The organism is Sphingobium wenxiniae (genome assembly GCF_007830065.1).
Lineage (GTDB): Bacteria > Pseudomonadota > Alphaproteobacteria > Sphingomonadales > Sphingomonadaceae > Sphingobium > Sphingobium wenxiniae.
On the sequence record NZ_VLKK01000006.1, the window covers coordinates 29,674 to 56,367 of the forward strand.

The 26,694-nt window shown below is 64.9% G+C and carries 24 protein-coding genes; 13 read left to right on the plus strand and 11 right to left on the minus strand.

Translation table 11 applies throughout. The features are described 5' to 3' along the window. Positions 1–113 precede the first annotated feature (113 nt). The gene (locus tag IQ35_RS09430; protein ID WP_021245952.1) at positions 114–995 is read left to right on the plus strand and encodes a DMT family transporter; all 882 of its coding nucleotides are present in this window, start codon (positions 114–116) and stop codon (positions 993–995) included. 50 nt (positions 996–1,045) lie between these two features. Here the strand turns inward: IQ35_RS09430 and IQ35_RS09435 are convergent, their stop codons facing one another. The 4 genes from IQ35_RS09435 to IQ35_RS09450 form a co-directional block, all read right to left on the minus strand. Next, positions 1,046–1,825, minus strand: coding sequence for an IclR family transcriptional regulator (locus IQ35_RS09435; protein ID WP_021245951.1), 780 nt, complete (start codon positions 1,823–1,825; stop codon positions 1,046–1,048). Between the two features lie 215 nt (positions 1,826–2,040). Beyond that, on the minus strand, positions 2,041–3,219 hold the full coding sequence (locus IQ35_RS09440; protein WP_145072905.1) for an LLM class flavin-dependent oxidoreductase: 1,179 nt from the start codon (positions 3,217–3,219) through the stop codon (positions 2,041–2,043). Positions 3,220–3,265: 46 nt separating this feature from the next. After that, positions 3,266–4,048: an SDR family NAD(P)-dependent oxidoreductase gene (locus tag IQ35_RS09445; protein ID WP_145072908.1), complete on the minus strand. Its 783-nt coding sequence runs from the start codon at positions 4,046–4,048 to the stop codon at positions 3,266–3,268. 63 nt (positions 4,049–4,111) lie between these two features. After that, complete coding sequence (locus IQ35_RS09450; protein WP_021245948.1) at positions 4,112–4,918, minus strand: SDR family NAD(P)-dependent oxidoreductase; 807 nt, start codon at positions 4,916–4,918, stop codon at positions 4,112–4,114. Between the two features lie 506 nt (positions 4,919–5,424). Between IQ35_RS09450 and IQ35_RS09455 the strand changes: the two genes are divergently transcribed. Further along, positions 5,425–6,450: a zinc-dependent alcohol dehydrogenase gene (locus IQ35_RS09455; protein ID WP_145072911.1), complete on the plus strand. Its 1,026-nt coding sequence runs from the start codon at positions 5,425–5,427 to the stop codon at positions 6,448–6,450. Between the two features lie 101 nt (positions 6,451–6,551). On the opposite strand, the gene IQ35_RS09460 is transcribed toward IQ35_RS09455, so the two are convergent. From IQ35_RS09460 to IQ35_RS09475, 4 genes are all read right to left on the minus strand, one after another. Then, a complete protein-coding gene (locus IQ35_RS09460) occupies positions 6,552–8,522 on the minus strand; it encodes a flavin-containing monooxygenase (RefSeq protein WP_145072914.1) in 1,971 nt (656 codons plus the stop codon). A gap of 555 nt (positions 8,523–9,077) precedes the next feature. Next, positions 9,078–9,926, minus strand: coding sequence for an IclR family transcriptional regulator (locus IQ35_RS09465; RefSeq protein ID WP_021245945.1), 849 nt, complete (start codon positions 9,924–9,926; stop codon positions 9,078–9,080). A gap of 81 nt (positions 9,927–10,007) precedes the next feature. Continuing rightward, complete coding sequence (locus IQ35_RS09470; protein ID WP_148648566.1) at positions 10,008–10,328, minus strand: DUF4286 family protein; 321 nt, start codon at positions 10,326–10,328, stop codon at positions 10,008–10,010. A gap of 35 nt (positions 10,329–10,363) precedes the next feature. Continuing rightward, complete coding sequence (locus IQ35_RS09475; protein WP_158636632.1) at positions 10,364–11,434, minus strand: phosphotransferase family protein; 1,071 nt, start codon at positions 11,432–11,434, stop codon at positions 10,364–10,366. Between the two features lie 280 nt (positions 11,435–11,714). Between IQ35_RS09475 and IQ35_RS09480 the strand changes: the two genes are divergently transcribed. From IQ35_RS09480 to IQ35_RS09500, 5 genes are all read left to right on the plus strand, one after another. Next, a complete protein-coding gene (locus IQ35_RS09480; protein WP_158636633.1) occupies positions 11,715–13,079 on the plus strand; it encodes an MFS transporter in 1,365 nt (454 codons plus the stop codon). Between the two features lie 121 nt (positions 13,080–13,200). After that, entirely contained in the window at positions 13,201–14,034 is an 834-nt protein-coding gene (locus IQ35_RS09485; protein WP_145072923.1) for a metal-dependent hydrolase, read from the plus strand. Positions 14,035–14,134: 100 nt separating this feature from the next. Further along, positions 14,135–15,283: an amidohydrolase family protein gene (locus IQ35_RS09490; protein ID WP_242003315.1), complete on the plus strand. Its 1,149-nt coding sequence runs from the start codon at positions 14,135–14,137 to the stop codon at positions 15,281–15,283. Positions 15,284–15,380: 97 nt separating this feature from the next. Continuing rightward, a complete protein-coding gene (locus IQ35_RS09495; protein ID WP_145072929.1) occupies positions 15,381–16,874 on the plus strand; it encodes an aldehyde dehydrogenase family protein in 1,494 nt (497 codons plus the stop codon). After that, positions 16,871–17,659 (plus strand): SDR family NAD(P)-dependent oxidoreductase, encoded by a 789-nt coding sequence (locus IQ35_RS09500; protein WP_242003316.1) that lies wholly within the window; start codon positions 16,871–16,873, stop codon positions 17,657–17,659. The genes IQ35_RS09495 and IQ35_RS09500 overlap by 4 nt, the downstream gene beginning before the upstream one ends. A 44-nt stretch (positions 17,660–17,703) precedes the next feature. Here IQ35_RS09500 and IQ35_RS09505 read toward each other — a convergent pair whose 3' ends face one another. Continuing rightward, positions 17,704–18,702: an NADP-dependent oxidoreductase gene (locus IQ35_RS09505; RefSeq protein WP_145072932.1), complete on the minus strand. Its 999-nt coding sequence runs from the start codon at positions 18,700–18,702 to the stop codon at positions 17,704–17,706. Positions 18,703–18,885: 183 nt separating this feature from the next. Here IQ35_RS09505 and IQ35_RS09510 point away from each other — a divergent pair, with 183 nt between their 5' ends. Next, entirely contained in the window at positions 18,886–19,791 is a 906-nt protein-coding gene (locus IQ35_RS09510) for a LysR substrate-binding domain-containing protein (RefSeq protein ID WP_021245935.1), read from the plus strand. 4 nt (positions 19,792–19,795) lie between these two features. On the opposite strand, the gene IQ35_RS09515 is transcribed toward IQ35_RS09510, so the two are convergent. Together IQ35_RS09515 and IQ35_RS09520 are read right to left on the minus strand one after the other, a co-directional pair. Further along, entirely contained in the window at positions 19,796–20,662 is an 867-nt protein-coding gene (locus IQ35_RS09515) for a MaoC/PaaZ C-terminal domain-containing protein (protein WP_145072935.1), read from the minus strand. 121 nt (positions 20,663–20,783) lie between these two features. Then, a complete protein-coding gene (locus tag IQ35_RS09520) occupies positions 20,784–21,776 on the minus strand; it encodes a GlxA family transcriptional regulator (RefSeq protein WP_145072938.1) in 993 nt (330 codons plus the stop codon). A gap of 90 nt (positions 21,777–21,866) precedes the next feature. Here IQ35_RS09520 and IQ35_RS09525 point away from each other — a divergent pair, with 90 nt between their 5' ends. The 5 genes from IQ35_RS09525 (at position 21,867) to IQ35_RS09545 (ending at position 26,683) form a co-directional block, all read left to right on the plus strand. After that, positions 21,867–22,934: a Rieske 2Fe-2S domain-containing protein gene (locus tag IQ35_RS09525; RefSeq protein WP_021245932.1), complete on the plus strand. Its 1,068-nt coding sequence runs from the start codon at positions 21,867–21,869 to the stop codon at positions 22,932–22,934. Between the two features lie 126 nt (positions 22,935–23,060). Beyond that, on the plus strand, positions 23,061–23,873 hold the full coding sequence (locus IQ35_RS09530) for an SDR family NAD(P)-dependent oxidoreductase (RefSeq protein ID WP_021245931.1): 813 nt from the start codon (positions 23,061–23,063) through the stop codon (positions 23,871–23,873). Positions 23,874–23,907: 34 nt separating this feature from the next. Then, positions 23,908–25,125 carry a CaiB/BaiF CoA transferase family protein gene (locus IQ35_RS09535; protein WP_021245930.1) on the plus strand — a complete coding sequence of 406 codons (1,218 nt, stop codon included), beginning with the start codon at positions 23,908–23,910 and terminating at the stop codon, positions 25,123–25,125. Continuing rightward, entirely contained in the window at positions 25,122–26,270 is a 1,149-nt protein-coding gene (locus IQ35_RS09540) for a thiolase family protein (RefSeq protein ID WP_021245929.1), read from the plus strand. The genes IQ35_RS09535 and IQ35_RS09540 overlap by 4 nt, the downstream gene beginning before the upstream one ends. After that, on the plus strand, positions 26,267–26,683 hold the full coding sequence (locus IQ35_RS09545) for a Zn-ribbon domain-containing OB-fold protein (RefSeq protein WP_145072941.1): 417 nt from the start codon (positions 26,267–26,269) through the stop codon (positions 26,681–26,683). The genes IQ35_RS09540 and IQ35_RS09545 overlap by 4 nt, the downstream gene beginning before the upstream one ends. The last annotated feature ends 11 nt before the right edge of the window (positions 26,684–26,694 follow it).

Genomic DNA, 26,694 nt, shown 5'->3' on the forward strand with positions numbered 1-26,694 from the left:
CTGCGCCCGTATCACGCATCAGCGTGATGACTGAGCGCGCCCGGCTTGCCATCTTCCGGCGAGCAGTCGACAGTTCACTCGATGTACGATGAGACCAGAAGAGGAGAGGCGGTTTGAGCAGCGCGAATTCGGGCGCCCTGCGCGGGACCGCATGGATGCTCGCCAGCATCGTGGCGAACACGATCGAGCTGGTGCTGGTCCATTGGCTCGGCCCGGACTGGCCTGCCCCGCTGCAACTCTTCTGGCGGCAGGGCGCCGCGCTCATCATCCTTTCTCCGCTCATCATACGGGCGGGCAAGGGAGCATTCATGACAAGCAGCCCGGGGATCATCCTGTTCCGGTCGATCGCAGCGATGCTCGGCCTGACCCTGTGGATTTATGCAACGTCCCACCTGCCGCTGGCGACCGCAACGACCCTGTCCTTCACCCGCCCGCTCTGGATCGTGCTGCTTGCCTGGCTGATGCTGGGCGAGAAGGTGGGCGGCCTGAAGGCCGGCGCGGTCTGCTTGGGCTTTGTCGGCGTTCTCGTGATGGTGCAGCCGGGCGCCAGTACAGAAGCGCCGCTTGCGCAAGGGGCCGCCATCCTTTCCTCGCTGCTTTTCGCCTTCAGTTTCGTCAGCATCAAGGCGATGACCAATAATAACGACCCGCTCGTCATCATGGTCTATAGCTGCCTGCTCGGCGTCCTGTTCACCGCCGCCCCGGCGGCCTGGATGTGGCGTACGCCGTCCTTGTCGCAGGGCCTGCTGCTCTTCGGCCTCGGCGTTGCGAGCCTGTCGGCGTTCGGATGCATGTTGAGGGCGCTCAGCCTGCAGGGCGCGGCCTCGCTCATGCCCCTCGACTATCTGCGCCTGCCGCTGGTGACGGTGGTGGGCCTGCTGCTGTTCGGCGAGCGGCCGGGCCTCGCCGCGCTCGCCGGCGGTTCGCTCATCCTGCTGTCCGCGCTGACGACCGCGTTCGGCGATCGCATCAGCCGGAGGCGGGCGGCGGCCTAAAACGCTCTGGGCGTTCCCGGCGTGACGGCCGCTCACCGCTTCAGGGAACGCTATGTCAGAAATTCCTCTATGGCATTACGCATTATCTCAACAAGTTCCGCTTCCCTCGACCGAATCCGTCGTTCCACTCCCGAAACGCCCAGAACGAGCGACGTCTCATTCTGCGCCTTGGGCAACGCCATGGTGATGGACCAGGCGGAACTCCCCGCGCCTAGTCCGCCGCTGGCATATCGCCTCTTGCGCACATCTTCGATCCATGCGCTGGTTTCCGCCATATGGAGCGCGGCATGGCCTTGCTCCGCCTCCAGGCGGGCGAGCAGGTGGCGAAGATCGGGGCGGCTGAGCGATGCCAGATAGGTGATCCCGAGCGCCGAGCGCAGCATCGCGACCTTGAGGCCTTTCTGCACCGTGTCCGGTCCCTCCGGCCTGTCGACAAAATCCACGATCTGCATCACGTCGCCCTGCGGCGCGGCCAGCGTCACCAATTCGCCCGAACGCAGGCTGAGCGCCGAAAGCAGGCGTACGAGATTGTCCGAACCATAATAATATTCGCTCAGCCACATGCTGAACCGGATCAGTCGGGGCGAGGGAAGATAGTGTTTATAGTCCCGCTCGAACAGCAGATACCCGGAGTCCACCAATGTCTTCAGCAATTGGTCGGCGCTGGACGGCTGAAGGTGCAGCGCGTTGGCCACCTCGACCGCGCGGACGGGCCGCTGGCACTGGGCCACGAATTCGAGGACATCGAGCGCACGGGTGCCTGATTTGGCGAGATTCTTCCTGTTGCCGGGCAGCTCGACCAATCGGGGGCGGCGTTGCACTGTCTCCATGTCGGCGCGTCTCTCCCGCTGCTCGCCTTCGCCGGATGGGCGCCCGCTTCGGTGGGTTCGGCTGTTGCGCGTTATGCCCCATCGGCGAAGAAACGAACAGCCTGAACCACCCCGAAATCACGACCGCCCGCCAGATCGGACCGATCGATGCAGCGGGGGAAGGACGTGCCACGGCCCGACACCGGAACGCCGCCGGATCATGGTTCGTCCATTGATCAGTTGGCGGTCAGGTCCTTTTCAGCCCGCCGAACGGATTGGGCCAGTCCGCCGGCCATTCGGGTGGCGCCGCGCTTCGCCAGCTCGGGGATCACATGGCGGCCGAGCAGTTCGATGCAGTTGAGGACCGCCTCCTGCGGCAAATAGCCGAAATTTATGTAGCAAAGCACCTGATCGACGCCCATCGCCTCATATTTCAGGAACTTTTCAAGGCATTCGTCGGGCGTCCCGACAATCACCATGTCTTCCTTGTCGAATTCGGTCAGGTCGAACTCGCCCTTGGCGCGCTTTTCCAGCAACGGGAAAGTGGCCTTCTTCATCTCTTCGGAAAAGTGCGCGAACTCCCATTTCAGGGTGAACTCGGCCAACCCCTTGTACCACCACCACATCGAATCCCACAGGCGGTTCTGTTCGAACTTGTCGCGGGATTCGGTGCAATGGACGAGCGTGTAGACCCCGACCTTGTTGGTGCGCACGCTGGTCAGATCCTCGGTCGCCGCCGCCTGCGCCGCGCGATAGGCGTCGATCACGGGCTTGAGCTTGCCGAGCGGCGTCAGCGTGCTGAAACACAGCAGCCCCAGGCCGTCGCGCCCCGCCGCTTCGGCGCTGCCTTCCGAAACTGCGGCCATCCATACCGGCGGGTGCGGATACTGATAGGGTTTGGGCGTGACCATGCGTGCGGGGAAGTCGAGATACTCGCTATGCTCCTCATAATATTGCTGTTCCCACATGCCCACGACGGTGCGCGCGGCCGCGCGCATCTTGTCCTTCGATTTTTCCTGATCGACGCCGAACGCGATCTGCTCCATCGGCGTGGACCGCCCGATGCCCCACTGGACCCGGCCGCCCGACAGCAGGTCCACCGTCGCCACCTTTTCCGCAAGGCGGGCCGGATGGATGAATTCGTGCGGCGCGAGCGTCACGCCGAAGCCCAGCTGGATATTCTTCGTGACTTGCGACAACGCGCCCAGGACGACTTCATTGGCGGGCATGTGCGACCGGTTTTCACGGAAGTGATGTTCGACGCACCACACGGTCTTGAAGCCTACCTTGTCCGCCGCGACGATCTGTTCGATACATTCGCGATAGACCTGCCGTTCCGCGGTACGTTGGCCCCACGGATGCTCGCCTGCCCAAGGTTGCGCGACGTTGAACTCGTACAGCAATCCCAATTCCATGTGACTTCCTTCGATCAGAGCGTTGAATGGGGCGATCGGATGTCGGTCACGGCATCACCGATCCGCCGTTGGGACGAAGCACCTGGCCGGTAACGAACGCGCTGGCATCGCTGGCGAGGTAGAGGATCGTCAGGGCGATATCGCGCGGCTCGCCGATCCGGCGCAGCGCGGCGGTTTCGGCGCGGCTTGCAAACAGCGCGGCACGCGCGTCGGTATCGATCGATCCATCGGGCCGGCGAAAGCGATATGTCACCATCGGCGTATCGATGAAGCCGGGCGCGACGCTGTTCACGCGCACCCCGCTCGGGCCGACTTCGGTCGCCAGCGTCCTGGTGATCATGTTGACCGCCGCCTTGGTCAGCGCATAGACCGAGATGCCTTCCGCGGGGACGTCCGCACCCGCCGATGAGGCGTTGATGATGGAGCCGGACCCCTGCCGCTCCATGATCCGGGCGGCGGCCGCGCAGCCCCAAAAAACGCCTTTGAGGTTGATCGCGATCAGGCGGTCCAGCACGTCCTCCGTCACCTGCGTGATCGGCGCGGGCGCCGCGACCACTCCGGCCAGGTTGACCCATATGTCGACCGGTCCCAGACTGCCCGCCTGGATTCCGAGCGCCTCCACGGAGGAGCGGCTTGCGACGTCGATCACGGCCGTCGCCATGTCCCCCCCCAGCTCCGCCGCCAGGCCGGCCAGGGCGTCGCCGTTGATGTCGGCGAGCAGCAGCGTTGCGCCCGCCTCCGCGAACAGATGGGCGGTCGCGCGACCGATGCCGGATGCGGCGCCGACGATCACGGCGCGCTTCCCGGCCAGCGAAAATTCGCCGATCATCCTTCCGCGCTCCCGCCGAGAATATGTTCCGGTTTTGCCATCGCGTGTTCCTTCCAGCGGTTTTCAGGGGTCCAGCGGTTCGCGCGTCGGGCCGGCGATATGGCCGCCGTCGACGACGAGCGAAGCGCCCGTGCAATAGGACGCTTCGTCGCTCGCAAAAAACAGGACCGCGGCGGCGACCTCGTCGGGCCGGCCCAGCCTGGGAATGGGCTGACCCTTCATTGCCTTGTCCAGCCGGGCGCGCACGGCATCGCCGCTTCCCAGCACCAGCGGCGTACCGATGAAGCCGGGATGGACCGAATTGACGCGGATGCCCATCGCGCCCGCTTCCAGCGCAAAGGAGCGGGTCAGCCCCGTCACGCCGAACTTGGCCGCCGAATAGCTCGCCATGCCGGCAATGCCCACCAGCCCGTCCATCGAGGAGATGTTGACGATGGCGCCGCCGCCGCGCCGCGCCATCACCGGCGCGACGTGGCGGATGCCGAGCCAGGCGCTCGTCAGGTTCAGCTCGACGACATGCCTGTGCCTGTCCTCGCTCTCGTCGATGAGCTGCCCGACACCGGCGCCGGCACCGGCATTGTTGACCAATATGTCGATGCCGCCGAATTGCTCTCCGGCCAGGCCGACGAGCCTTTCCCAGTCTGCGCCCGAGGTCGCATCGGCTTTGACGAAGAAGGCGGCGCTGCCGAGCGACGCCGCAAGGTCCGCGCCGCTGTCGCTGATATCGGCCATCACGACCCTGGCGCCTTCCGCCACGAAGCGGCGCGCGACCGCCTCGCCGATCCCGCGCGCCGCGCCGGTGACGATGGCTATCTTTCCCGCCAGGCGGTCATGGCCCCGGGCGGGCGCCTGCGCTTCCTCAATGGCCATTGGAACCTGTCTCCTCTTGCGGATCGCGGCATCGAAACCCGTGTCGAGGACGGGCGCTGGCGCGCAGCCATGGAAAGTGCCGATCGAAGGAATACCGGAACGGCAGTCTGCCGGGTTTTGACGCGCACGATCGGCGGCCCGTTGCGATCCTTCTCCTGATCCTGTGCTATGCTATCTGGGCGAAGCGGTCCTCGCATGTCGAAAAAGCAGTGTAGTCCTGCCACGGCCCCATGGCGAGCGGGAGGACGCCGCGAGCGGCATTATATCCGCCTGCTGATTGCCCTTCAGAAACACGGAAAATGAAGCTGCGGCAATCGGGCGCCCGCTCGTCCGGCCGGATGCAAGTTCACACTCTTGATGGTGGGCAGCCATGGCTGGACTGACGGTCCGCAGCGGATAAAGCCTCACCATCGTTGCGGCGCGCGGATGGCGACCGTGATCCTACCCATCGACGGCGGCTTATCCGGCACTCCGGTCCGTCAGGCATTTGAGAGGAAGGACGACTAATGCGCGCAGCGGTATTTCACCTGGACAGTCGCAAGCTGGCGCTGGAAACCGTGCCCGATCCGACGCCGGAGGCGGGGCAGGTCGTCATCAAGGTGCATCGGTGCGGCATTTGCGGCAGCGACCTGCATCTGGCGGAAGGGCATAGTATCTCCTTTCAGGATGGCGCGATCCCCGGGCATGAAGTGTCGGGAGAGGTCGTCGCCGTCGGGCCGGGCGTCACCCGCGTCGCGATCGGCGATCGGGTGGCGGTGCTGCCCTATCTGAGCTGCGGGACGTGCCTGGCCTGCCGGGATGGCGACCCCGCCGGATGCCGGAATGCGCGCATGTTCGGCTCCCGCTCACTGGGCGGAGGCTATGCCGAATATCTGCTGACCAACGCCATCTGGTGCGTCAAGCTTCCCAAGTCGCTGAGCTTCGAGGATGGCGCCCTGGTCGAGCCGCTGGCCGTGTCTCTGCGCGCGGCGCGGGCATCCGGCATCAAGGCCGGCGACAAGGTGCTGGTGATGGGGGCGGGTGCGATCGGTCTGGCCGCAGCCTATTGGGCGCGCAAATGCGGGGCGGGCAAGGTCGCCATCTCCGCCACATCCACCCGGCGCGAGAATATGGCGCGGGCCATGGGGGCCGATGCCTTCATCACGCCCGAGGAAGACCGCACGCTGGCGGAACAGGCGGACGATGCGCTGGGCGGCGCGGCGGACATCGTGTTCGAATGCGCGGGCGTGCCGGGGTCGCTGGACGAGGCGGTGTCGGCGGTGAAGCGCCGGGGCATGGTGGCCGCGCCCGGCTTTTGCTGGACGCCCGATACCTTCACGCCGATGCGGGCGATGTTGAAGGACGTGACGATCCGCTTCACCAACATCTACGACACCCGCGAGTTCGAGATCGCGGTGGAAGCGCTCGACAACGGCCATGTCGAACCGCGCGCGATGATCACCAATGTCGTGGATCTGGACGCAACCCCCGAAGCGTTCGAGGAACTGCGCGGCCGCAACACCCAGTGCAAGGTGATGATCCGGCCCTGGTGAAGTTTCGCGGCATCGCCCGGCCGCGGTCCGCCGGCGCATAACGGCTCCGCCGGGCCGCTGCCCGATCGCGCCGTTATGCGGCTGCGCCGGCGGCGGCGGCTTCAGGAAAGGACGAGGTCGCCGCCGAAATAGGGTTTCAGACCGGCATCGGTCGTCCCGGGCGGCGGACCGGCGGGATCGCGCAGCCAGTGCCACATGCGCCTGTAGTCGATCGGTCCGTTCACGCAGGACCGCCCGTGCTCGCTCTTGTAATAGTTGAACACGCGCGGATCCATGTAGATCATCTGGCTCTCCTCGCGGTCGAGTTCGTCGTTGAATCGCCAATAGGCGTCGGTCGTGACGTCCACCGTGCGCTTCTCTCCCTCGATAAGGCCGGCGATGCATTGCAGGGCGAAGCGTATCTCGATTTCCAGAAGGTCGATGATCTGCAATCCGCCGAAATTGTTGGTGTTCGGACCATAGGCCATGAAGAAATTCGGAAATCCCGGCAGCATCGATCCGATATAGGCACGGGGACCGTCCTTGGCCCACAAATCCTCGATCCGCGCGCCGTCGCGGCCCCGTATTTCCATCGGCCACAGGAAGTCGTTCGCCCTGAAGCCGGTCGCATAGGCGATGATGTCGAGCGGATATTCGATCCCTCCCGCCTCGATGCCCGCCGGGGTGATCCGGGCAATCGGATCGGTGACGAGGGACACATTGTCGCGCTTGAGCGCAGCGTAGATGTTGTCGTCCGGATCGATCCTGATCGGGCGGGACGACATGGGCGGCGCCACAGGGGTCATCTTCTCGATGAGATCGGGCCGTCCCGCGAGTTGCTGGCGAAGAAAGGCAAGGCAATCTTCGCGCATCGCCTTGTTCACGGCGCTTCGTGCGTGAGGGTCCTCGAAGGCCGGATCGATGCGCTGCGTCGATCCGGAGTTGTCCGGTCCATAGGTAAGCGCGAGGCGAAAGCGCGCGAAATTGACATAATAGGGAAAGTTCCGGTCGAGCCAGAGCATCTGGTCCGGCAAGGGGCTGACATAGGAGGGCGTGGCGTAGCACCAGCTCGGGGTGCGCTGAAACAGATAGGTATGCGCCGCCGTCTTGGCGATGACGGGCGTCGTCTGATAGCCCGAAGCCCCCGATCCGATGACGGCCACCCTCTTTCCGGCCACGTCCAGGCCGTCGGGCCAGCGGGCGGTGTGGCAGGCAGTGCCCTGGAACGTCTCCATGCCGGGAATGTCGGGCATGGTCGGGCGCGAGAGGAAGCCCACGCAACTGATGACCGCGTTCACTTTCCAGGATTGCGGACCCGAAGGCCCGTCCGCCTTGATCTCCCACATCTGGGTGCCTTCGTCCCAGATCAGGGATTTCACTTCCGTGTTGAAGACGATGTCGTCACGGACCGCGAAACGTTCCGACACCCACTGCATGTAGCGAAGGTTTTCGTCCCGCGGGCAGAAGGCATAGGGATAGGGAAATTCGAGACCGAACAGGTGCAGATAGCCGCGGCTGGGGGAATCGACGCGCGCGCCGGGATACTGGTTTTCATACCAGGTGCCCCCGACCTCAGGGTTCTTTTCGATCACCACATAGGGAATGCCGGCTTTCTTCAGATGAACAGCGGCGTTCAATCCCGACAGCCCGCTTCCGATCACGCCGACCTTGAAGGAGGCAAGCTGTTCCGGCGTGGGATTGCCCTTGAACTTGAGGCCGCGCGCCATGGGATCGATACCGGTTTCCTCCGTCCACATCTCGCGTTCGGATTCCGGGATTTCGGCCCCGGCGATCAGGGCGAGGCTGCGCGGCAGCCGCTCGGCCGGTCCCGGGCCTACTTCGACACGCCCCTGGTCGCGATAGCTCTTGAGCAAGGCCACGGCCTTCCGCTGCACCAGCGCGACATCGGACGGGTCCGCTATGCGATCGACATGCGAATAGCCAAACGACTCGCGGATCAGCTTCATCGCGGACAATTCCTCGTCCCCGGTGAGCTGGTAGAGCAAGCCCAGAAGGATCAGCGGATCGGCGCAGCCCACACAATCTTCGATGACGGCGTCGGTCGCACTGGCCAACTCACTGCTTATCAACATAAATCATCGTCCTTTTGTAGCACGCATGCTCGTAAAATGGCGGGACTTCTCCACGGCCATGGCATCCGATCAGGCAGGTTCAGTATGGATGGAACTAACGGCGCCGTCCGGTCACGACTGGTTCGTGGAGCAGCGCGCCCTCATAGGATTGACGGGCGGCGGCAGCGCTGCATCGGGACGCTTCACCGAACCATTCGCAGACGTCCGATGGAGCATCGATAATCCGACTTGCCTATCCGCACCTGTCCCCGTCCTATTCCCGAGCGTCGGCGGCCTGATCGTCTCAAGCCCCGCACTGAACTCGCTTGAACATGCACAAGGATTTCAAGCAGCTGCGTGACCAAGTCAACAGCACGGGCCGAGTCGAGCCGCAAATACAAGACGGCAGATTTTTTTCTGTATTGACGGAAATTTACCCGGATCAGCGCATCATTATTCGATCTGCGGGCCAGCCCCGGCGCAATATCGGCTGTCATGGCCGGATTCGATCTGGACCGCGCCGATTCACCGCGGTCAAACGGCCGCGCGCCGGTTTCCGGCGAGGGGTCGGTCGGGTCAGTCTTCGTCGCTATCGATATCCGCGCGCAGCAGGAATGCGGAGACGCGGTTGCACGCGTCGACCAGCGACCGCGCCGTCTGCTTGATCTGCGCGCCGGTGACGTCATGCCGGAGCGCGGACAGCGTGATGACGAAGGCCACGCCCTTCTTGTCCATCACCGGCGCCATCATGAAGGACAGGGTATAGCTCCGGTCGTCATCCAGATCGCGGACGAACAGATTGGTGTGCTCGCGCCGCTCCTCGAGCGGCGCATGGGCCAGCTCGTTCGACCAGCTGTCCTGCCGGACGGCGAAGAAATAGCCGCGTTCGCGCGCCGCCCGCATCGCGTCGAGCGCGCGCGCCCGCTCTTCCGAAGCCGGATCGATTTCGACCCGGTTGATCCAGTCCAGGATCGTCGCGTCGCTTTCCCATGCCAGCGACAGCCCGCCCCATAACGTCATCATGTTGATCCGCTGGCCGATCGGCGGGAGCCAGCCAAGATGGGACATGCCGCCCGCCCGGTCGCGCAGCACGATTTCCTCCTTCTCCCGGAACAGCGCCGTGCAGATGGCGTCATATTCGTCCGCGAGGCTCCGCATTTCCTCGCGCGCGATTTCGAGAGGAGAATAATATGCCCGCGCGGTCCGGCCTGCCGCGACCAGCGCCGGGCCGATGACATAGCTCTTGTCGGGCTTGCGGTAGAGATAGCCGGTGTCGACCAGCGTCGCCAGCAGGGCATGGCAGGTCGCGCGGCTCAGGCGCAGCGACCTGACCAGATCGGTCAGGGTAAAGGCCTGTGTCGGATGCTCCACGAAGAAATTGAGCACCGCGATCGTGCGGGCAGCGGCGGGGGACGGTCTGGACATGATCGCTTTTCGCTATTTCGAACCGTCTTCCTTAACCGCCCGGCCGAACACGACAAGCTGAATCCTTTGCCTGCGGCGCGCTCATGCCGTGAATATGCGAATTTCGCTGCCGATCAGATTGGCCGATGCCGAGGCGTCCATTGCGGGGGTCAGCGGACCCAGCGCTCCCTGCAACGCGCCCAGAGCGCCGGGCAGATCGTCCGTCTCGATCTCGTAGAGTGACATGTTCGACCAACCGCCGCCGCCCTGCACATTGGTGTTGACGATGCGAAAGCGGCGGGCGGAGACGAAGCCCGGAACGGACAGGATTTCCGGGATGTGCACCTCGTCATACCAGCGCTCGAACTCGGCTTCCTCGCCGGGTTTCGCGCCATTCAGCGCCATTAATATGTGCTTCGCCATCTTTTCCTCCCGAACTTCATTATCCTGGTGCAGCGTCAGACGCCCAGGCGCCCGAAGCTGTCATGATCGGCGACCGCCGTGCCCAGCCGCCGGTTGAATTCCATGATGACCGGCGGATCGACCCGGATCGTGATCGCCCACAAGAACATGCCGTAGGCAAGCGACTCGCGATACCGGTCCCAGGCCTCGTCCCAGGCCGGCGGAGTGACGCCATGCGCGGCGAGCCGGTCCAGATAGAGGCGCAGCAAATCCTGCTCATGGGTGCGGCGATCCTCGACGGTCAGCGCCGCCGCGACATGATAGGCGACGTCGAGCGACCAGTGGCCCCGCTGGAGCAGTTGCCAGTCGACGATGCCGCAGCCATCCGCATTCTCGAACATATTGCCGGCATGTGCATCGCCATGGATCAGGCAATGCGGCAGGGCGGTGTCGCGATCGGCGATCCTGCCGAGCGCCGCATAGATGCGCGCGCCGTCCCGGATCGCATCGGGCAGCGGCGCGCCCCGTTCGCCCCGCATCAGTTCGGTGACGCGCGCGGCGGGCACGACCTGATATCGGGTGAGTTCCCTCGCTTTGGACCGCACCCACGGCCATTTCGCCAGCACGGCGTCACCCCAGCTTGCGGCATGCAGCCGGGCGAGCTGGTCGAGGCTGCTCTCCGCCTGCCGCGCCGAATAGGGTTCCAGCGCGGTCAGGAAGCGCGCGCCGGCGGTGATGAGATCCTTCATGAGCAGCACCCCCGCGCCCCTCGCTTCGTCGCTGCCGGCATGAACGCATTCGGCCAGGCGCATCGAGAGCGTTGGCGCGCAATCGCGGTAGAAGGCGGATTCCGTGAGCTGCACGCCGGACTTGAGATAGCCGATGCCCGGATCGCCGAAGAAGCCCTTCAGGCAATAGGCGCTGTGAAGGCCCGGCGGCGCCGAAGGGCCGAATTCCAGTTCCATGCGCACCTTGGTGCAGGACGGGCCGAACTGATCGACGATATGCACGGCGCGCACATCCATGGGATCGCCGGCGCCGCCCAGCGCCCGCCCCAGCCATGCCGCACTGAGAACGGTATCCAGCAGCAGCGGCGCCGGATTGAACGTCTCGGCCCTATCAGCCATTCCGCCTCCTTCATTCGGGCGCCCGTGATCGGCAGCCTCACTTCCCGATCGCGACGGCCGGCGCATTTTCCCGGAGTCCGGCACCGGTCCGATTTATTCGATAATTCGAATTGCAATTCGCCACAAGGCACATATCCTGTCCGAATTGATCTAGTCGGCTATCTTTGCATCTGTCCGGGCCACCCATCTCCTATCTGATAAGATCAGATCAGGCATGGCGTGTTGGGTCCCCCTACAAGAGACGGCAGGCAAAGCTGCAAAAAAACGGAGTGGAACGGGGATGACATCGGCTAATCCGGCGACAGGCGGCACATTGTCTCCCGCGCGGCAGAAATATGCCATCGGCGTGCTGCTGCTGATGTACGTCTTCGCCTATATGGACCGGAACGTGCTGGCGCTGATGGTCGATCCCATCAAGGAATCGCTCCAGATCTCCGACGTCCAGTTCAGCCTGGTGCACGGGGTCGCCTTCGGGGCTTTCTATGCGGTGTTCGGCCTTCCCATGGGCTATATCGTCGACCGCTTTTCGAAGCGCTGGGTTCTCTTCTGGGGCATCAGCATCTGGTCGGCCGCGACCCTGGCCTGCGGTCTCGCGCGGTCCTTCCCGACCCTCGCCTTCTTTCGCTTCGGCGTCGGCGCGGGGGAAGCGACCCTGGTTCCGGCGGCCTATTCGACGATTTCGCGCATCCTGCCCAAGGACCGCACGGCGATGGGCATCGCGGTTTTTTCGATGGGTTCGGGCATCGGCAGCGCCGTCGCCATCGGCATTGGCGGCTATCTGATCGCCAAGCTGACCAAATTGGGCGGAATCGCGCTCCCCTTCATCGGCCATCTGGAGCCGTGGCAGGCGGTATTCGTGATCATCGGCGCGCCCGGCCTGTTCGTCGCGCTGCTTGCCTTCACCTTGCCCGAAACGGGCAAGTCGGCCGCCGCCGAAGCCGAAACGCTGGCTCCGTCCGAACCCGTGCCGCTCATGCCCTTCCTCGCCGAAAACAGGGCCTATCTCTTCTTCACGATCGGCGGTCTCGCCCTCATCACCATCCTGGCCTATGCCTTCGCGGCCTGGATGCCCGCACTGCTGCTGCGCCAATATGGCAAGGACGTGGCGTGGGTCGGTTATGTCATGTCGGCCGTCACGCTGAGCGGCCTGATCGGTTTCGGGCTGAGCGGCTATTTCGCCGACCGCCTGTTCCGCGCCGGATATAAGGACGGGCATGTGATTCCCATCCTCTACTGCGTTCCAGTAATCATCGTCCTGACGATCGTCGGCTTTCACCTGACCGGCGACATATGGGTTGCGGTCGGCTGCTATGCGATCATCCATATCCTGGCCACGATCGGCAATTCCGTCGGCGCGCATGTCCAGTTGGCGACGCCGCCTTCGCTGCGCGGGCGCCTGGCCGCCATCACGGTGGCCGCGCAGCATCTGTGCGGCCTTGCCCTGGGACCACTGCTCGTTGCGCTCGTCACCGACCACTGGTTCCACGATCCGGCACGGGTCGGCGATTCCATGGCCATCGTCGGCACGATCATCGGACTGCTCGCCATCCTGTTCTATATCCTCGCCCGCGCGCATGCCCGCGCGGCGATCACGCGGATGGAGGAAGGCTATTACCACACACCGCCGATTGAGGCGGTTGCCTGACGGGCAAGGGCGGAAGCGCTTCTCGCGCTCTGGCATTATTGTAGAAATAAGATATAGTTTATTCACAATTGATATCTACGGGTGAAATGATAGCGCCCGGTCGAGGAGATGGAAGTAGGCCATGTATGCCCGTTTTCCCAAGTTCGATTTCACCCGGGTCCGGGCACACTGGGCGCGCGATCCCGAATTTGCGCAGAAGTGCAACGCGGCATCGCTGATCCCGGCCTATGTGGAGCCGTACCTGCTCAAGGTCATGAAGATCGCGCAGTCGAAGATCGATCCCGGCAAGACGCAGCTGCTCGAGGATCTGGATGTCTTCTGCAAGCAGGAGATGCAGCATTGCAAGCATCACCTCGCCTTCAACAAGGTGCTGCGCGATCAGGGCTATCCCGGCCTCAAGGCATTCGAGGACAAGCTCCGCACCGATTATGAGCATTTCCTCAAGACCAGGTCGCTGCGCTTCAATCTCGCCTATTGCGAAGGGTTCGAGTCGATGAGCGCCAGCGGCTGCGAGGCATGGTTCGAGGATTATAACGATCTGCTGGACGGGGCGGACCCCGTCGTGGCCGACCTGTGGCGCTGGCACCTGGCCGAGGAGTTCGAGCATCGCAGCGTCTGCTCGGACGTCTATCACGAGCTGAGCGGCCTTCATCCGGTATCGCGCTATTTCTACCGCATCTACGGCTATTTCTATGCTCTCGTGCACCTCGGCAAGTTCATCGGCGCGGTCAGCGCCTATCTTCACGAACGCGACCGCGAAGGCATGACGCCCGAGGAATTGCAGGCATCGATCGACCGGCAGAAAGCGATCAAGAAGATCACGACGCGCCGTATCCTGCCGATGATGCTGAAGATTCTGTCCCCCTTCTACGACCCCGCCAAACGCCGCGAGCCGCTCGGCCATCGCGAATATCTCGCGGAGTTCGAGGAGCGGCGGCAGGCGCTGACCGCCTGATTTTTGCATGAGCGGGGAAGATGTTGATCCTCTCCGCACTTTATACACAAAGTCCGTATAACGACGTAATATTCCATATATGGAATTCCCGGGAGATGCGATGATGACTGAATATCAGGTGATCTGCGCCGACAGCCATGTGAATCCGCCGCCGGATTTCTGGCAGGACTATCTGCCCCCCGCGCTGCGCGAGATGGCGCCGAAGATCGAGCATGGCGACGATGCCGACTATGTGGTGTTCGAGGGACGCCGCAAGAAGCTGAACCTCATCGGCGCGCAGGCGGGCCGCGACGGCAAGGACTTCAAGATGGAAGGCCGCCTGTCCGATATGCGCGGCGGCGGCTGGCTGCCCGACGAGCGGCTGAAGGACATGGACACGGACGGGCTGGACGCCGCGGTGATGTTCGGCGGGGGTCCGCTGGCGACCTCCAATGACGATCTTTATATCGAAAGCTTCGACGCCTATAATCGGTGGCTCGCGGATTTCTGCGACTATGACACGAAGCGGCTGGCGGGCGTCGCCTATCTGCCGATGCGCGATGTCGACGAATCGATCGCGATGCTCAAGCGCATGGCGGCGCGCGGCTTCAGGGCCGTGAACATACCGGCCTTCCCCCAATCGAAATCGCTGAAATCGATGGAAACCGCGGGCGGCGCGCAAGTCGTCGCACTGACCGGCAATCCCCATGGCGAATTGCAATATGACGATTCGTCGTTCGACAGGTTCTGGGCCGCCGTCGTCGATCTCGACATCACCATCACCATCCACCTGGGCGCCCGCATGGCGCGGTGGAACGAGCCGCGCTTCTTTCTGTCCGACCTGCTGATGACCAAATTCTCGATGGCCGAACCCATTGCCATCCTGATCTTCGGCGGCGTGTTCCAGCGCTTCCCCAAGCTGCGCTTCGCCAGCATCGAAAGCGGTGTCGGCTGGTTTGCCTTTGCCGCGCATTATATGGACATGACCTGGAAGAAGCAGCGCTTCTGGACCAAGAACGGCCTGACCGAACCGCCCAGCTTCTACATGGACCAGAATGTCTACGGCTCGTTCATCCACGACAAGCCGGGCATCTTCACGCGCCACCTGCCCGGCGCGAAGAACATCATGTGGTCGTCGGACTATCCGCATTCGGAAACCACCTTCCCGCATAGCCGCGAAAGTATCGCGGACCTGTTCGAGGGCATTCCGGAGGATGAAAAATACGAAATCGTCTGCGGCCGCGCCAAACGCCTGTTCGGTATCGGCTGACGATACCTGCCCAATCGGGGCGGCGCCCCATCGACTTGCGCCGGCACGCCCCGCCCTTCCCCCAAGGCCGCCTCAGCGCGCGCCATCGGAGAGTCTGATGCTGCTGGATCACGCACCCGGAACCGACACACGCCAGGCGTGGCCCGGTCTTTACGATGGAGAATACAGGCAGGGCACAGGCGCTTCGTTCGAGGTCGAGAACCCCTCGACCGGCAAGTGCTTCGCCACTGTCGACGGCGCATCGGCAGAACAGATTTCCACGGTGATCGGCAAGGCGCGGACGGCCTTCGACGGCGGCGGCTGGTCGAGCCTGCCGGTTCAGCAGCGCGCCGAAAAGCTGCGCGCCATGCTGGGTTGGATACAGGCCAACGCCGACCGTTTCACCGATCTCGTGGTGGCGGAGGCCGGTCTGGTCCGCGCCTCCATGGTCAAGTTCGCGCAGATCGATCTCGCGATCAAACATGGGCTCGACATCATCGATATGGCATTGACCCTGCCGTCGGTCACCGACAACCCGCTGCCGCTGTCGGAGCGGTTCACGCCCCACTATTCGCTACAGAGTTTTCAGGTCTACGAGCCTGTCGGCGTAGTCAGTGCGATCTCCGCCTATAATTTCCCGCTATGGATCGCGGCATGGAAGATTTTCCCGGCGCTCATCACCGGCAACACCGTGATCCTCAGGCCCAGCCCGCTGACGCCCTTGTCCGCGCTGCTGCTGGGCGAGGCCGCGCAGGTGGCGGGGCTGCCCGACGGCGTGTTCAGCATCGTCGCCGAGGGCGGCAATGAAGGGGGCGTGATCCTGAGCACCGATCCGCGCGTGGATATGGTGACGTTCACCGGCTCTTCCAACGTGGGCCGCATGGTGATGAAGCAGGCGGCCGACACGATGAAGCGCCTGCAACTGGAACTGGGCGGCAAGTCGGCGCAGATCTACCTGCCCGACGCGCTCGACATGGCGCCGGGCGCGGCCGATCGCGTCTGCCTTGCGCATTCGGGCCAAGGCTGCGTGCTCGGTACGCGCATCTTCGTGCCGGAAAGCGAGAAGGCCAGGATCCTCGCCAACATGGCCAAGTCGCTCTCCAGGGCCGTGATCGGCCCCGCCGATGCACCCGCCACGACGATGGGACCGGTCATCAGCAGGGCGCAGGTCGAGCGCTGCGAAAGCTTCGTGTCCGCGGCCGTCGCGGCCGGCGGGCGCATCGTCCATGGCGGCAAGCGGCCCGTCCATCTGCCCGACGGCCATTATTTCGAGCCGACCATCCTCGACTTGCCGGACAACGGCAACCCCGCCGCGCAGGAGGAAATCTTCGGTCCGGTGGTCTGTGTCATCGGCTATCGCGACATCGACCATGCCATAGAGATGGCCAATGAGTCCCCCTATGGCCTGTCAGGCCATGTCTTCGGCAAGGACATGACGCAGGCCATGGCCGTCGCCGCGCGGCTGCGGACCGGCACCGTCAACGTCAATGGCGGGATGTTCAGCGCCTATGCCTCGAGCGGCGGGCGCGGCCTTAGCGGCGTCGGCCGCGAGCGCGGGGTCGAAGGGCTTCGCATCTATCAGGAAATCAAGTGCATGAGCGTCACCACATGAGCGGGGCTGGCAGGATGATCGAGGGATTGCTGGCCGGGAAGTCCGTGGTCATCGCTGGCTCCGGCTCGGGCGTCGGCCGTTCCGCCGCGCTGCTGTTCGCGCGGCATGGGGCGAGGCTGGTCTGCGCCGACATCATGAGCGACTGGGTGGCGGACACCGTCCGCCTCGTCGCGCAGGAGGGAGGCGAGGCGATCGCCGTCACCTGCGACGTGGCGAAGGAAGCCGATGTGCAGGCCGCCATCGACACGGCCGCGAAGGCCTATGGCCGGCTCGACATCATCTACAACAATGTCGGCATCACCGGCGGGCCGGCCCCGCTCAAGGACGCGACGCAGGACCAGTTCGACAAGCTCGTCGCGGTGAATCTGGGCGGCGTGGTCAACGGCTGCAAGCTGGCGATCCGCCAGTTCGAGGCGCAGGGCGGCGGCGGCACCATCGTCAACACCGCGTCGGTGGCGGGACTGATCGGCTGGGGCGGCGTCATCTATGGCAGCACCAAGGGCGCGATCGTCGCGCTGACCCGCACGCTCGCCATGGAAGTCGCCAAATCCGGCATCCGCGTGAATTCGGTGTGCCCCGCGGGCATGATCACCAATTTCATAACGCAGGAAGCCTTTGCGGAGCCCAGCGACACGCAGCTTGCCGCCTATGGCCAGATGCATCCGCTCGGCAGGCCCATCGACCCGATGGACTGCGCCAAGGCGGCGCTGTTCCTGGCATCCGACCTCGCGTCCAATATCACGGGCGTCAACCTGCCCGTCGATGGCGGACTCAGTGCAGGCTAAGGCAGGCTGATTGCCGAAAAATGCCTATGCCGGACGGCACCCCGTCATGGCAGTTTCAGGATCAGCTTCCCCTGGGCCGAGCCGGTCAGCATGTCGGCGAAGGCCTGAGGCGCGGCGGCCAGCCCGTCCACCACCGTTTCGGGTATGTGGATCGCGCCGTCCTTAAGCCAGCGCGACAGGTCCGGCAGTGCCTCCGGCAGGCAGATCTGGACGGTGCCATAGGCTTGTATCCTTAGCCCACGCGACATGATGAGGCGCATGAAGCGGCCAAGATCGCCTGCCTCCCCGCCCTCGCCCTGATAGAGCGACAGGAGGCCGCACAGGGCCACCCGTCCGCCTCGACCCAGTGCGGCATAGGCGGCCATCGCCACCTGGCCGCCGACATTGTCGAAATAGACCTGGGCGCCGCCGGGGCAGGCGTCGACCAGCGCCTGCTCAAAGCCGGGTGCCTTATAGTCGACGCAGGCGTCGAAACCATGGTCGAGAACCATGGCGCATTTTTCGGGTCCGCCTGCTATGCCGACCGCGCGCGCGCCCCGAATCTTCGCGATCTGCCCGGCGGTCAGGCCGACAGCGCCCGCCGCCGAGGAAATGATCGCCGTCTCGCCCGCCTGGATGCCCGCGACGGTGATCATGCCGGTATAGGCGGTGGTGCCCGGCAATCCCAATATGCCCAGCGCCGCCCGAGGCGAACCCAGCGCGGGATCGAGCCGGCGCACGCCGTCCGTGCCGGTCACGATCGCCTCGCGCCAGCCGAAGCGGCCTTCGACCATATCCCCGGGCGAAAAACCGTCGGCACGGGATTCGACGACCTCGCCCACGGCCGCGCCGGGCAAGACGCTGCCTAGCGGCAGGCCCTGCATGGCGCCGCCGAGCGCCTGCTCGTCGAGGAATATGCGCGTGAACGGATCGATCGAGAGATAGCGGATCGCCAGCCGGATCTCACCCTCCCCGCACGCCGGCAGGGACTGCGCCTGGAGCCGCAGGTCGGAAGCCTGAAGCGCCCCCTGGGGCCGCCGGGCCAGAACCACTTCGCAGGTCATCGGAAAAGCCGCTCCGCAATGCTGCCGGCGTCGCCAACCATTGGCCTTCCTTCTCCATATCAAAATCAATATCAGTTTCCCCGATCATTTAAGAACAAGATATGTACAAGGGTCAATAGCCGCGGCACCCAAAGGCCAGGATGAAGCCTTGCCGTCCCGCTGCCCGCCCAATAAGCAGCAGCAATGGATTTTCGGCAGCTCAGACATTTCATGGTCGTAGCGGAGGAACTGCATTTCGGGCGGGCCGCACAGAGGCTGGGCATCGCACAACCGCCGCTCAGCCAGTCGATCAAGCGGCTGGAAGCGGATCTCGGCGTCGAGCTGTTCGACCGGTCGAGCCGCCGCGTCGAACTGAGCGCCGCGGGGCGGGTTTTCCTGCCCGAGGTGAAGAGCGCCCTCGTGCAGCTTGAGGCCGGCGCTCAACAGGCGCAGCGGGTGGCGCGCGGCGATATCGCGGAACTGGATGTGGGCTTCATCAGCACGGCGCTGTTCAAGGCGCTGCCGACCCTGATGCGCAGGGCCCGCGAAGCCATGCCCTCGGTCCATATCAAGCTGATCGAACAATCCTCCGCGCAGCAGATCGAGAGCCTGCGCGCCGGCAAGATCGACCTGGCGCTGGTGCATCCCGCGCCGCGCATGCTGGACGGTCTTGAATCGCTGGTGATCGAGCGGGTGCGCAATATCGCCGCCATACCGGAAGCCTGGCCGCTGGCGCGAAAGGCGGAAATCCGCCTTGCCGAACTGGCCGACCTACCCTTCGTGATGCCGCCCTTCCGGCACGGGACCCACAGTCTCGCGCCGCTGCTCGCTGCCTGCGAAGCGGCGGGCTTCACGCCCCAGGTGCGGCAGGAAGCATCCCAGACTTTCACGATGCTGAGCCTGACTGCGGCAGGCTTCGGCGCGAGCATCGTCCCGGCATCGGCCGCGGAGACGGGGATGAAGGGGGTTCGGTTCCTGCCGATCATCGATCTGCCGTCGAACCAGTGGATGGAGCTGGTCGCCGCCTGGATGCCGGGCAGCGATTCGCCGGCGCTCAATGCCGTGGTGGAAGCCCTGCGGCACGCGCTGCCAACGGCGCCGGAGTCATGAGCGATCAGGCGGGCACGATCTCCCCGCGTCCGTTCGACAGGACGATGACGTCGCGTTCCAGCGCCCGCGTGCGGTAGCTGACGACATCGCCGTCCAGCCAGATCTCCGTGCGGAAAGTGTCGCCCGGATAGGCGGGCGCGACAAAGCGGCACGACAGCGCGCGCAACCGCGCGGGATCGTAATCGCATAGCGTCCGCAGCACCGCATGTCCCGCAAAGCCGTAAGTGGCGAGGCCGTGGAGAACCGGACCCGGAAAGCCCGCGGCGGCCGCGTAATCGGGATCGCAGTGCAACGGGTTGTAATCGCCGTTCAAACGATAGAGCAAGGCCGTCTGCGGTAGCGATGGAAGGTCGCAGACATGATCGGGGGCGCGCTCCGGCAAGCGGTGGGGCGGCGGCAGCGGCGGGCGCGGCGGGCCGCCGAAACCGCCATCCGCGCGGCACATGACCACTTCCGTGACCGTCGCCAAGGTTTCGCCGCTATGCTTGTCCGATATATCGGTTTCGGTGAGGACGAGGGCGCCCCGCCCTTCCCCCTTGTCCACGATGTCCGCAACGCGCCATCGGGCGATGACGGTCGCCTCCACCGGCAGCGGACGGTGCAAGGTCAGGGCATGCCCGCCGTGGAGAACATGGGATGCGTCGATGCCCGCATCGGGATGATGCGTCCAAAGGCCGACATGGCTGAGCACCGACGCAAAGGTCGGCAGGACGCGCAGGTCCTTCTCGGTAACGAAGGCAAGCTGTTCCCGGCTCAGGGGATCGGCGCCCAGGCCGACGCTGAGCGCATAGAACATCACGTCGCGCGGAGTGTAGCTGTGCGCGGCCTCGGGAATGCGCAAGCCCATTAACCTGTCGTAATCGATCGCCATGGCCATTCTCCCCAAGGTCGGAAAGTGTCGCGCCTCATCCGCCTCCGTCCGTCGATATCACAGCGGGAAACCGGGTTCAAACGGGCTTCAGGCCTGAAGGAACGGGACAGCCGATGGAGCGTCAGCGCGTCTGCGATGCGTGGCCGCCGGATCGCCTGCGCCGAAGATCGGCAAGACGCTGTTCGCGGCGCAGTTGTTGGGGCGTGCGGCCGATGGTGCGCAGGAAGGCGCGGCGCATCCGGTCGGGGCTGCCGAAGCCGAAGCGGTCGGCGACCTCGTCGAAGGCACGCGCGCCGCCTTCTATCGCGGCGCGGGCGCGCTCGACCCGCAGATGCTCTATGGCCTTTGCGGGCGACATGCCGGTCGAGCGCTGGAAGGCCCGGCCGAACTGGCGGATGCTGAGTGCCGCGCGGTCCGCCAGCCGTTCGACGCCGAGCGGCTCGTGAAGCCGCTCCTGCGCCCAGGCGAGCACTTCGGTGACGCGGCCGTCCGCCGTGGCGGCCTCCGTCAGCGCCGGCCGCTGCGATTGGGTGGCCAGGCGGCGGAAGGGCATGAGCAGACCGGCGGCCGTGCGCTGCGCCGCGGCCGCGCCATAATCTTCCGCGATCACCGCCAGCGCCACGTCGATGGCCGCGTTGATGCCCGCGCACGTCCAGATATGGCCGTCGCGCAGGAACAGGTTGGCAACGTCGAGCGCGACGTCCGGAAAACGCTCCATGAACTCCGCCGCGAGACCCCAATGCGTCACCACGCGCCGCCCCTCCAGCACGCCCGCGTCGGCCAGCACATAGGTGCCCGAGGAGAGCGCGATGATCCGGCGGCGCAACCGGCCGGATTCGCGGATGAAGGGCAATATGTCGCGATAGGCGGCGGGATCGCGCGGGCTGATGCCGCCGGGCAGCAGCACGATGTCGCATCCCTCCAGATCGCGATAATCGGCGGCGTTGATGGTGATGCCGGCGCTGCTGCGCACCGCGCGGGCAGAAGAGGCCACCGCTTCGATGCGGTAACCGCCTGTCGCCACCACGCCCGCAAATTCGAACGCGCTGATCGGCCCCGCCACGTCGGGCAGCAGAAAGCCATCATAAAGGACACAGGCGATGCGCAGGGCCATGGCTGAAAATGACGGAACTATGACCTTTCAGTCAAGGGCCGTGCGGCGTTATTCTTCCGGCCGATCATAGATAAAATCAGGAGAGACAGTATGTCGGATACGCCCTTTCTGAAGAATGTCTGGTACGTCGCCGGCTTCGGGTCGGAGCTGGACGGCGATTTCGTCAGCCGGACCATCTGCAACCAGCGCATCGTCATGTTCCGCGCCAGCGACGGGACGGTGGCAGCGCTCGACGACCGCTGCCCACACCGTTTCGTGCCGCTGTCGATGGGCAAGCGCGTCGGCGACATGCTGCAATGCGGCTATCATGGCCTGGGTTTCGGCGTGGACGGGACATGCGTCGACAATCCGAACCAGCCTGGCCATGACGGCCGCAAGGATATTTGCGTGCGCGCCTATCCGGCGGTCGAGCGCCATGCCGCGATCTGGATCTGGATGGGCGATCCCGCGCTGGCCGATCCCGGCACCATTCCCGATTTCAGCTTCATGGCGGAGGACGACCGCTTCGCCGCGCCGACCGGCTACAGCCATATGAAGGCCAATGCAGAGATCGTTGCCGACAATCTGCTCGATCTCAGCCATGTCCATTATCTCCATCCCGGCGTTCATGACGGCTCGGACTTCGCCAGCTTCCGCAACGAGGTGAAGCAGGAGGGCGATACGCTGTGGTCGATGCTGTGGCGGCCCCGCTATTATCTGAGTCCCGAACGACGTGCTTTGTGGGGGCTGGATGCCGAATGGGTCGAAGGACAGGGGCATACGCGCTGGGACGCGCCGGGCGTGCTGGCCGTTTATACCGCCTTCTGGAAACAGGGAGGGAGCATCGAGCAGGGCGTGCAGATCCCTTCGGCGCACCTGCTGACGCCCGAGACGGAATATACCACCCATTATTTCTGGGCGACCGCGCGCAACTTCCAGATCGACAATGCGGAATTGAGCGCCCGGCAGGTCGTAGCCGTCAAGGAGATATTCGAAACGCAGGACGGGCCGATGCTGGAAGCGCAGCAGGCGTTCATGGGCAGCGAAACGGACCTCATCAAGCTGCGCCCCGTGGTGCTCAAGCCCGATACCGCAGGGCTGATGAGCCGCCGCATGATGAAGCAGCGGCGACGGGCGGAAGCCGGTATGGACATGGGCGAAGTGATGGCCGCCGAATAAACGCCGAACATCCGCTTCCCCGATGGGACGCGGGCGCGCTTACGCTTGCACTGGTTCGTATTTTAGACATATTAGTCGATATAGCGAATAAAACGACAGAACGGGCACCAAGCGGAGAGGAAAATCATGGACCTACGATTGTCGGGGAAGCGCGCCCTTGTAACCGGCTCAACCTCCGGTATCGGCGTTGGTATCGCGCAGGCGCTGGCGGCGGAAGGCGTAGCGGTCGTCGTGCATGGGCGTGACGCGGCGCGGGCCGGTAAAGTGGCCGCGGACCTTCGCGGCAGCGGTGTGCGCGTCGGGGTGGCGCTGGGCGATCTTGCCAGCGACGAAGGGGCGGCGGCGGTGGCGAAGGCCGCGACCGAGGCGCTGGGCGGCATCGACATCCTCGTCAATAATGCCGGCGGGCAGGCGCAGCAGAGCGCGGCCGGGTTCGACAATAAGACGCCCGACGACTGGCTTGCCACCTATAACAACAACGCCGTCGCCGCCTTGCGGCTGATCCACCTGCTGAGTCCGGCGATGAAGGAGCGGGGCTGGGGCCGCATCATCCAGATCGCCAGCGCCGCCGCGTCCGCGCCAAGCGAGACCGTGCCCCAATATTCCGCGAGCAAGGCGGCGATCGTCAACCTGACCGTGAGCCTGTCCAAGGCGCTCACGCTGACCGGCGTGACGGCCAATACCGTAAGTCCCGGCATGATCGCCACGCCTGCCCTGGACGGCTGGCTGGATGGCATCGCGCAGGCGCAGGGATTCGGCGCCGACCGCGCGCGCACCGAAGCCTATGTGGCCGAGAATCTGGTGCAGCAGACGGTCGGACGGATCGGCCAGCCGCATGACATAGGCGCGATGGTGGCGTTCCTGGCGAGTCCGCTCGCCGATTTCATCAACGGCGCGAATTTCCGCGTCGACGGCGGCTGCTCGCCGTCGGTCAACTGATGCCGCGGGGCACGGGCATATTTGGAGATATGCATTGACGGGCAGGATATTCGAAGGAGTTCGTATCATCGAATTGGCCCAATATGTGTTCGTGCCGGGCGCGGCGGCGCTCCTCGTCGATCAAGGCGCGGAGGTCATCAAGATCGAGACGACGGACGGCGGCGATCCCTATCGCTCGCTGAAAGTCCATGACGGCCGGGAACTGGGCGACATCAACCTCGCCATGGAACTGAACAACCATGGCAAGAAGAGCGTCGCCATCGACCTCAAGTCCGAGGAAGGGCGCGAGGTCCTGCTGAGGCTGGTCGAGGCGGCGGACGTGTTCCTGACCAGCCTGCGCCCGCAGGCGCTCACGAAATTGCGGCTGGACGTGGACGACCTGCGCGCGCGCAATCCCAGGATCATCTATGCGCGCGGCAACGGCCTGGGATTCAAGGGCGAGGAAGCAGGCAAGGCGGGTTTTGACGCCTCCGCCTTCTGGGCGCGCGGCGGTTTCGCCCATGTGCTGACCCGCCCGGACGCCGCAAGCCCCGTCCGCTCGCGGCCGGCGCTGGGCGACCATGCCGGATCGGTGTCGATGGCGATGGGCATCGCCGGCGCGCTGTTCCGGCGCGAGCGGACGGGCGAGGCGACCGTGGTCGAAACCTCGCTGCTGGCCAACGCCATGTGGATATTGTCGGGCGACATCACCTATTCGCAGGCGCCCGCCTTCGACGAGCACAGCTATATCCGGCAGGAAGATCGGTTCCCGCTGATGAGCGCCTACAAGACGCGCGACAATCGCTGGATTCAGCTCATGCTGCTGGCGCCCGACGCCTTCTGGCCAGGGCTGTGCGAGATGCTGGAGATCATGGCGTGCGTCGATGATCCCCGCTTCGCCACCGGGCAGGCGCGCATGGAGAATGGGCCGGCATTATGCGCCATCATCCGCCAGCGGATCGGCACGCGGGACTGGGCGTACTGGCAACCTTTGTTCGAAGCGTGGAATGCGCCGTGGGAGTTGATCCGGTCCGTCCGCGAGGTCGCCGCCGATCCCCAGGCGGCCGCCAACGGCATGGTCTACGACCTGGCCGTGGAGGACGGGAGCAGGGTGCAGCTGGTGTCCGGCCCCGTCGCCTATGACGGTCAGGCGGCACCCATCAATCCGCGCCGCGCGCCCGGCTATGGCGAGCATACCGACGGCGTGCTGACCGCCGCCGGCTTCGATGCGGCGGCCATCGCCGACATGAAGGCGCGCAAAGTGCTGCAATGAGGGGCCGCTTCGCCATCGCCGCGCTCGGCCTGACCGAGCAGGGGATCAGGCTGGGCCGCAGCGACCGCGACCTGCGCGGCGATGCGGTCGAGCGGGCGTTGCGCGAGGCAGGACTCGAGCGCGACGCCATCGACGGCTATATTCACTGCTGGGGCGAGCGCGAAGATCTGCGCTATCTGGGGCTGTCGCCCAATTTCAGCTGGGCTCTCTCCTGCGGCGGCGCGACGCCCACGGCGGGCATATTGGCGGCGATCGGCATGATCGAGGCGGGACAGGCGGAGATGGTCGCTTGCGTCTACGGCATCGCGCCCACATCCGGCTATATACCCGGCGTGCCCGACCTCAAGTCGATCGGCGCGCACAGCTACGGCTATCCCTCGCTCTACGGCATGATGGGCGCGGCGAGCGCGCACGCCCTGCACGCGCGCCGGCACATGCACCTGTTCGGCACCACATCCGAACAGCTCGGCGCCGTGGCGGTGACGCAGCGCGCCTATGCCGCCGTGCGGCCGGGGACGACCGGCTATGGCAAGCCGATCACGCTGGCGGATCATCAGGGTTCGCCGATGATCGTCGATCCGTTCCGCCGCCTCGACTGCTGCCGCGACACCGACGGCGGGGTCGCGATACTGGTCTGCAAGGCGGATCGGGCGCGGCAGCTTTCGCCCAACCCCGTCTATATCCTTGGCGCGGGCATGGGGCAGAATATCGCTAACTGGCACAAGGGCATCCCCTACGATCATCACGACAATATCGCCCCGGCCAAGGCGCGCGCCTTTGCGCAGGCGGGGATAACGCTGGCCGATGTCGACATGGCGCAGCTCTACGATCCCTTCACCATCTCGGTCATCATGCAGCTCGAAGCCTATGGCTTCGCGCCCGAAGGGCACGGAGGCCCCTTCGTGGCGGAGGGGGGCAATGGGCCGGACGGCCCGATTCCGACCAATACGGCGGGCGGGCAATTGTCCGGCTTCTACGCGACCGGATTCACGCCGATCATCGAGGCCATCGTGCAACTGCGCGGGCAGGCGGGGGCGGGACAGCTCAAGAAAGCCGACATCGCCCTGTGCAGCGGCCATGGCCTGAATGCGGGCGTCCAGAATAGCTGGAACCACGCCACCCTTTTATTGGGGAATCAGCCATGAGCATCGATCTTGCCGTCATCAAGAATCTGGGCGGCGATCATCTCGACCTGCCCTTCTGGGAAGGCGCGCGGCGGGGCGAGCTGCTGCTGCACCGCTGCGGGATTTGCGGGAAGCATTACTGGCCCGCCAGCCGGTGCGTGGAGCATGGCGGAACCGACATGGCGTGGGTGCCCGCATCGGGACGCGGCACCGTCCACACCTATACCATCATGCACCATGCCTATGCGCCGCGCATGGCGCCGCATGTGCCCTATTGCGTGGCCGTGCTGAAACTGGAGGAAGGCCCCTTCTTTCACACCAACATCGTCGACTGCCCGATGGAGGGGATTCATGTCGGGCTGGAAGTGGCGGTGCGGTTCGAGGAAGACGAGGTCAGCGGCCTGACGCTGCCGGTCTTCGCGCCCGTGGCCTGACGATGGAACTG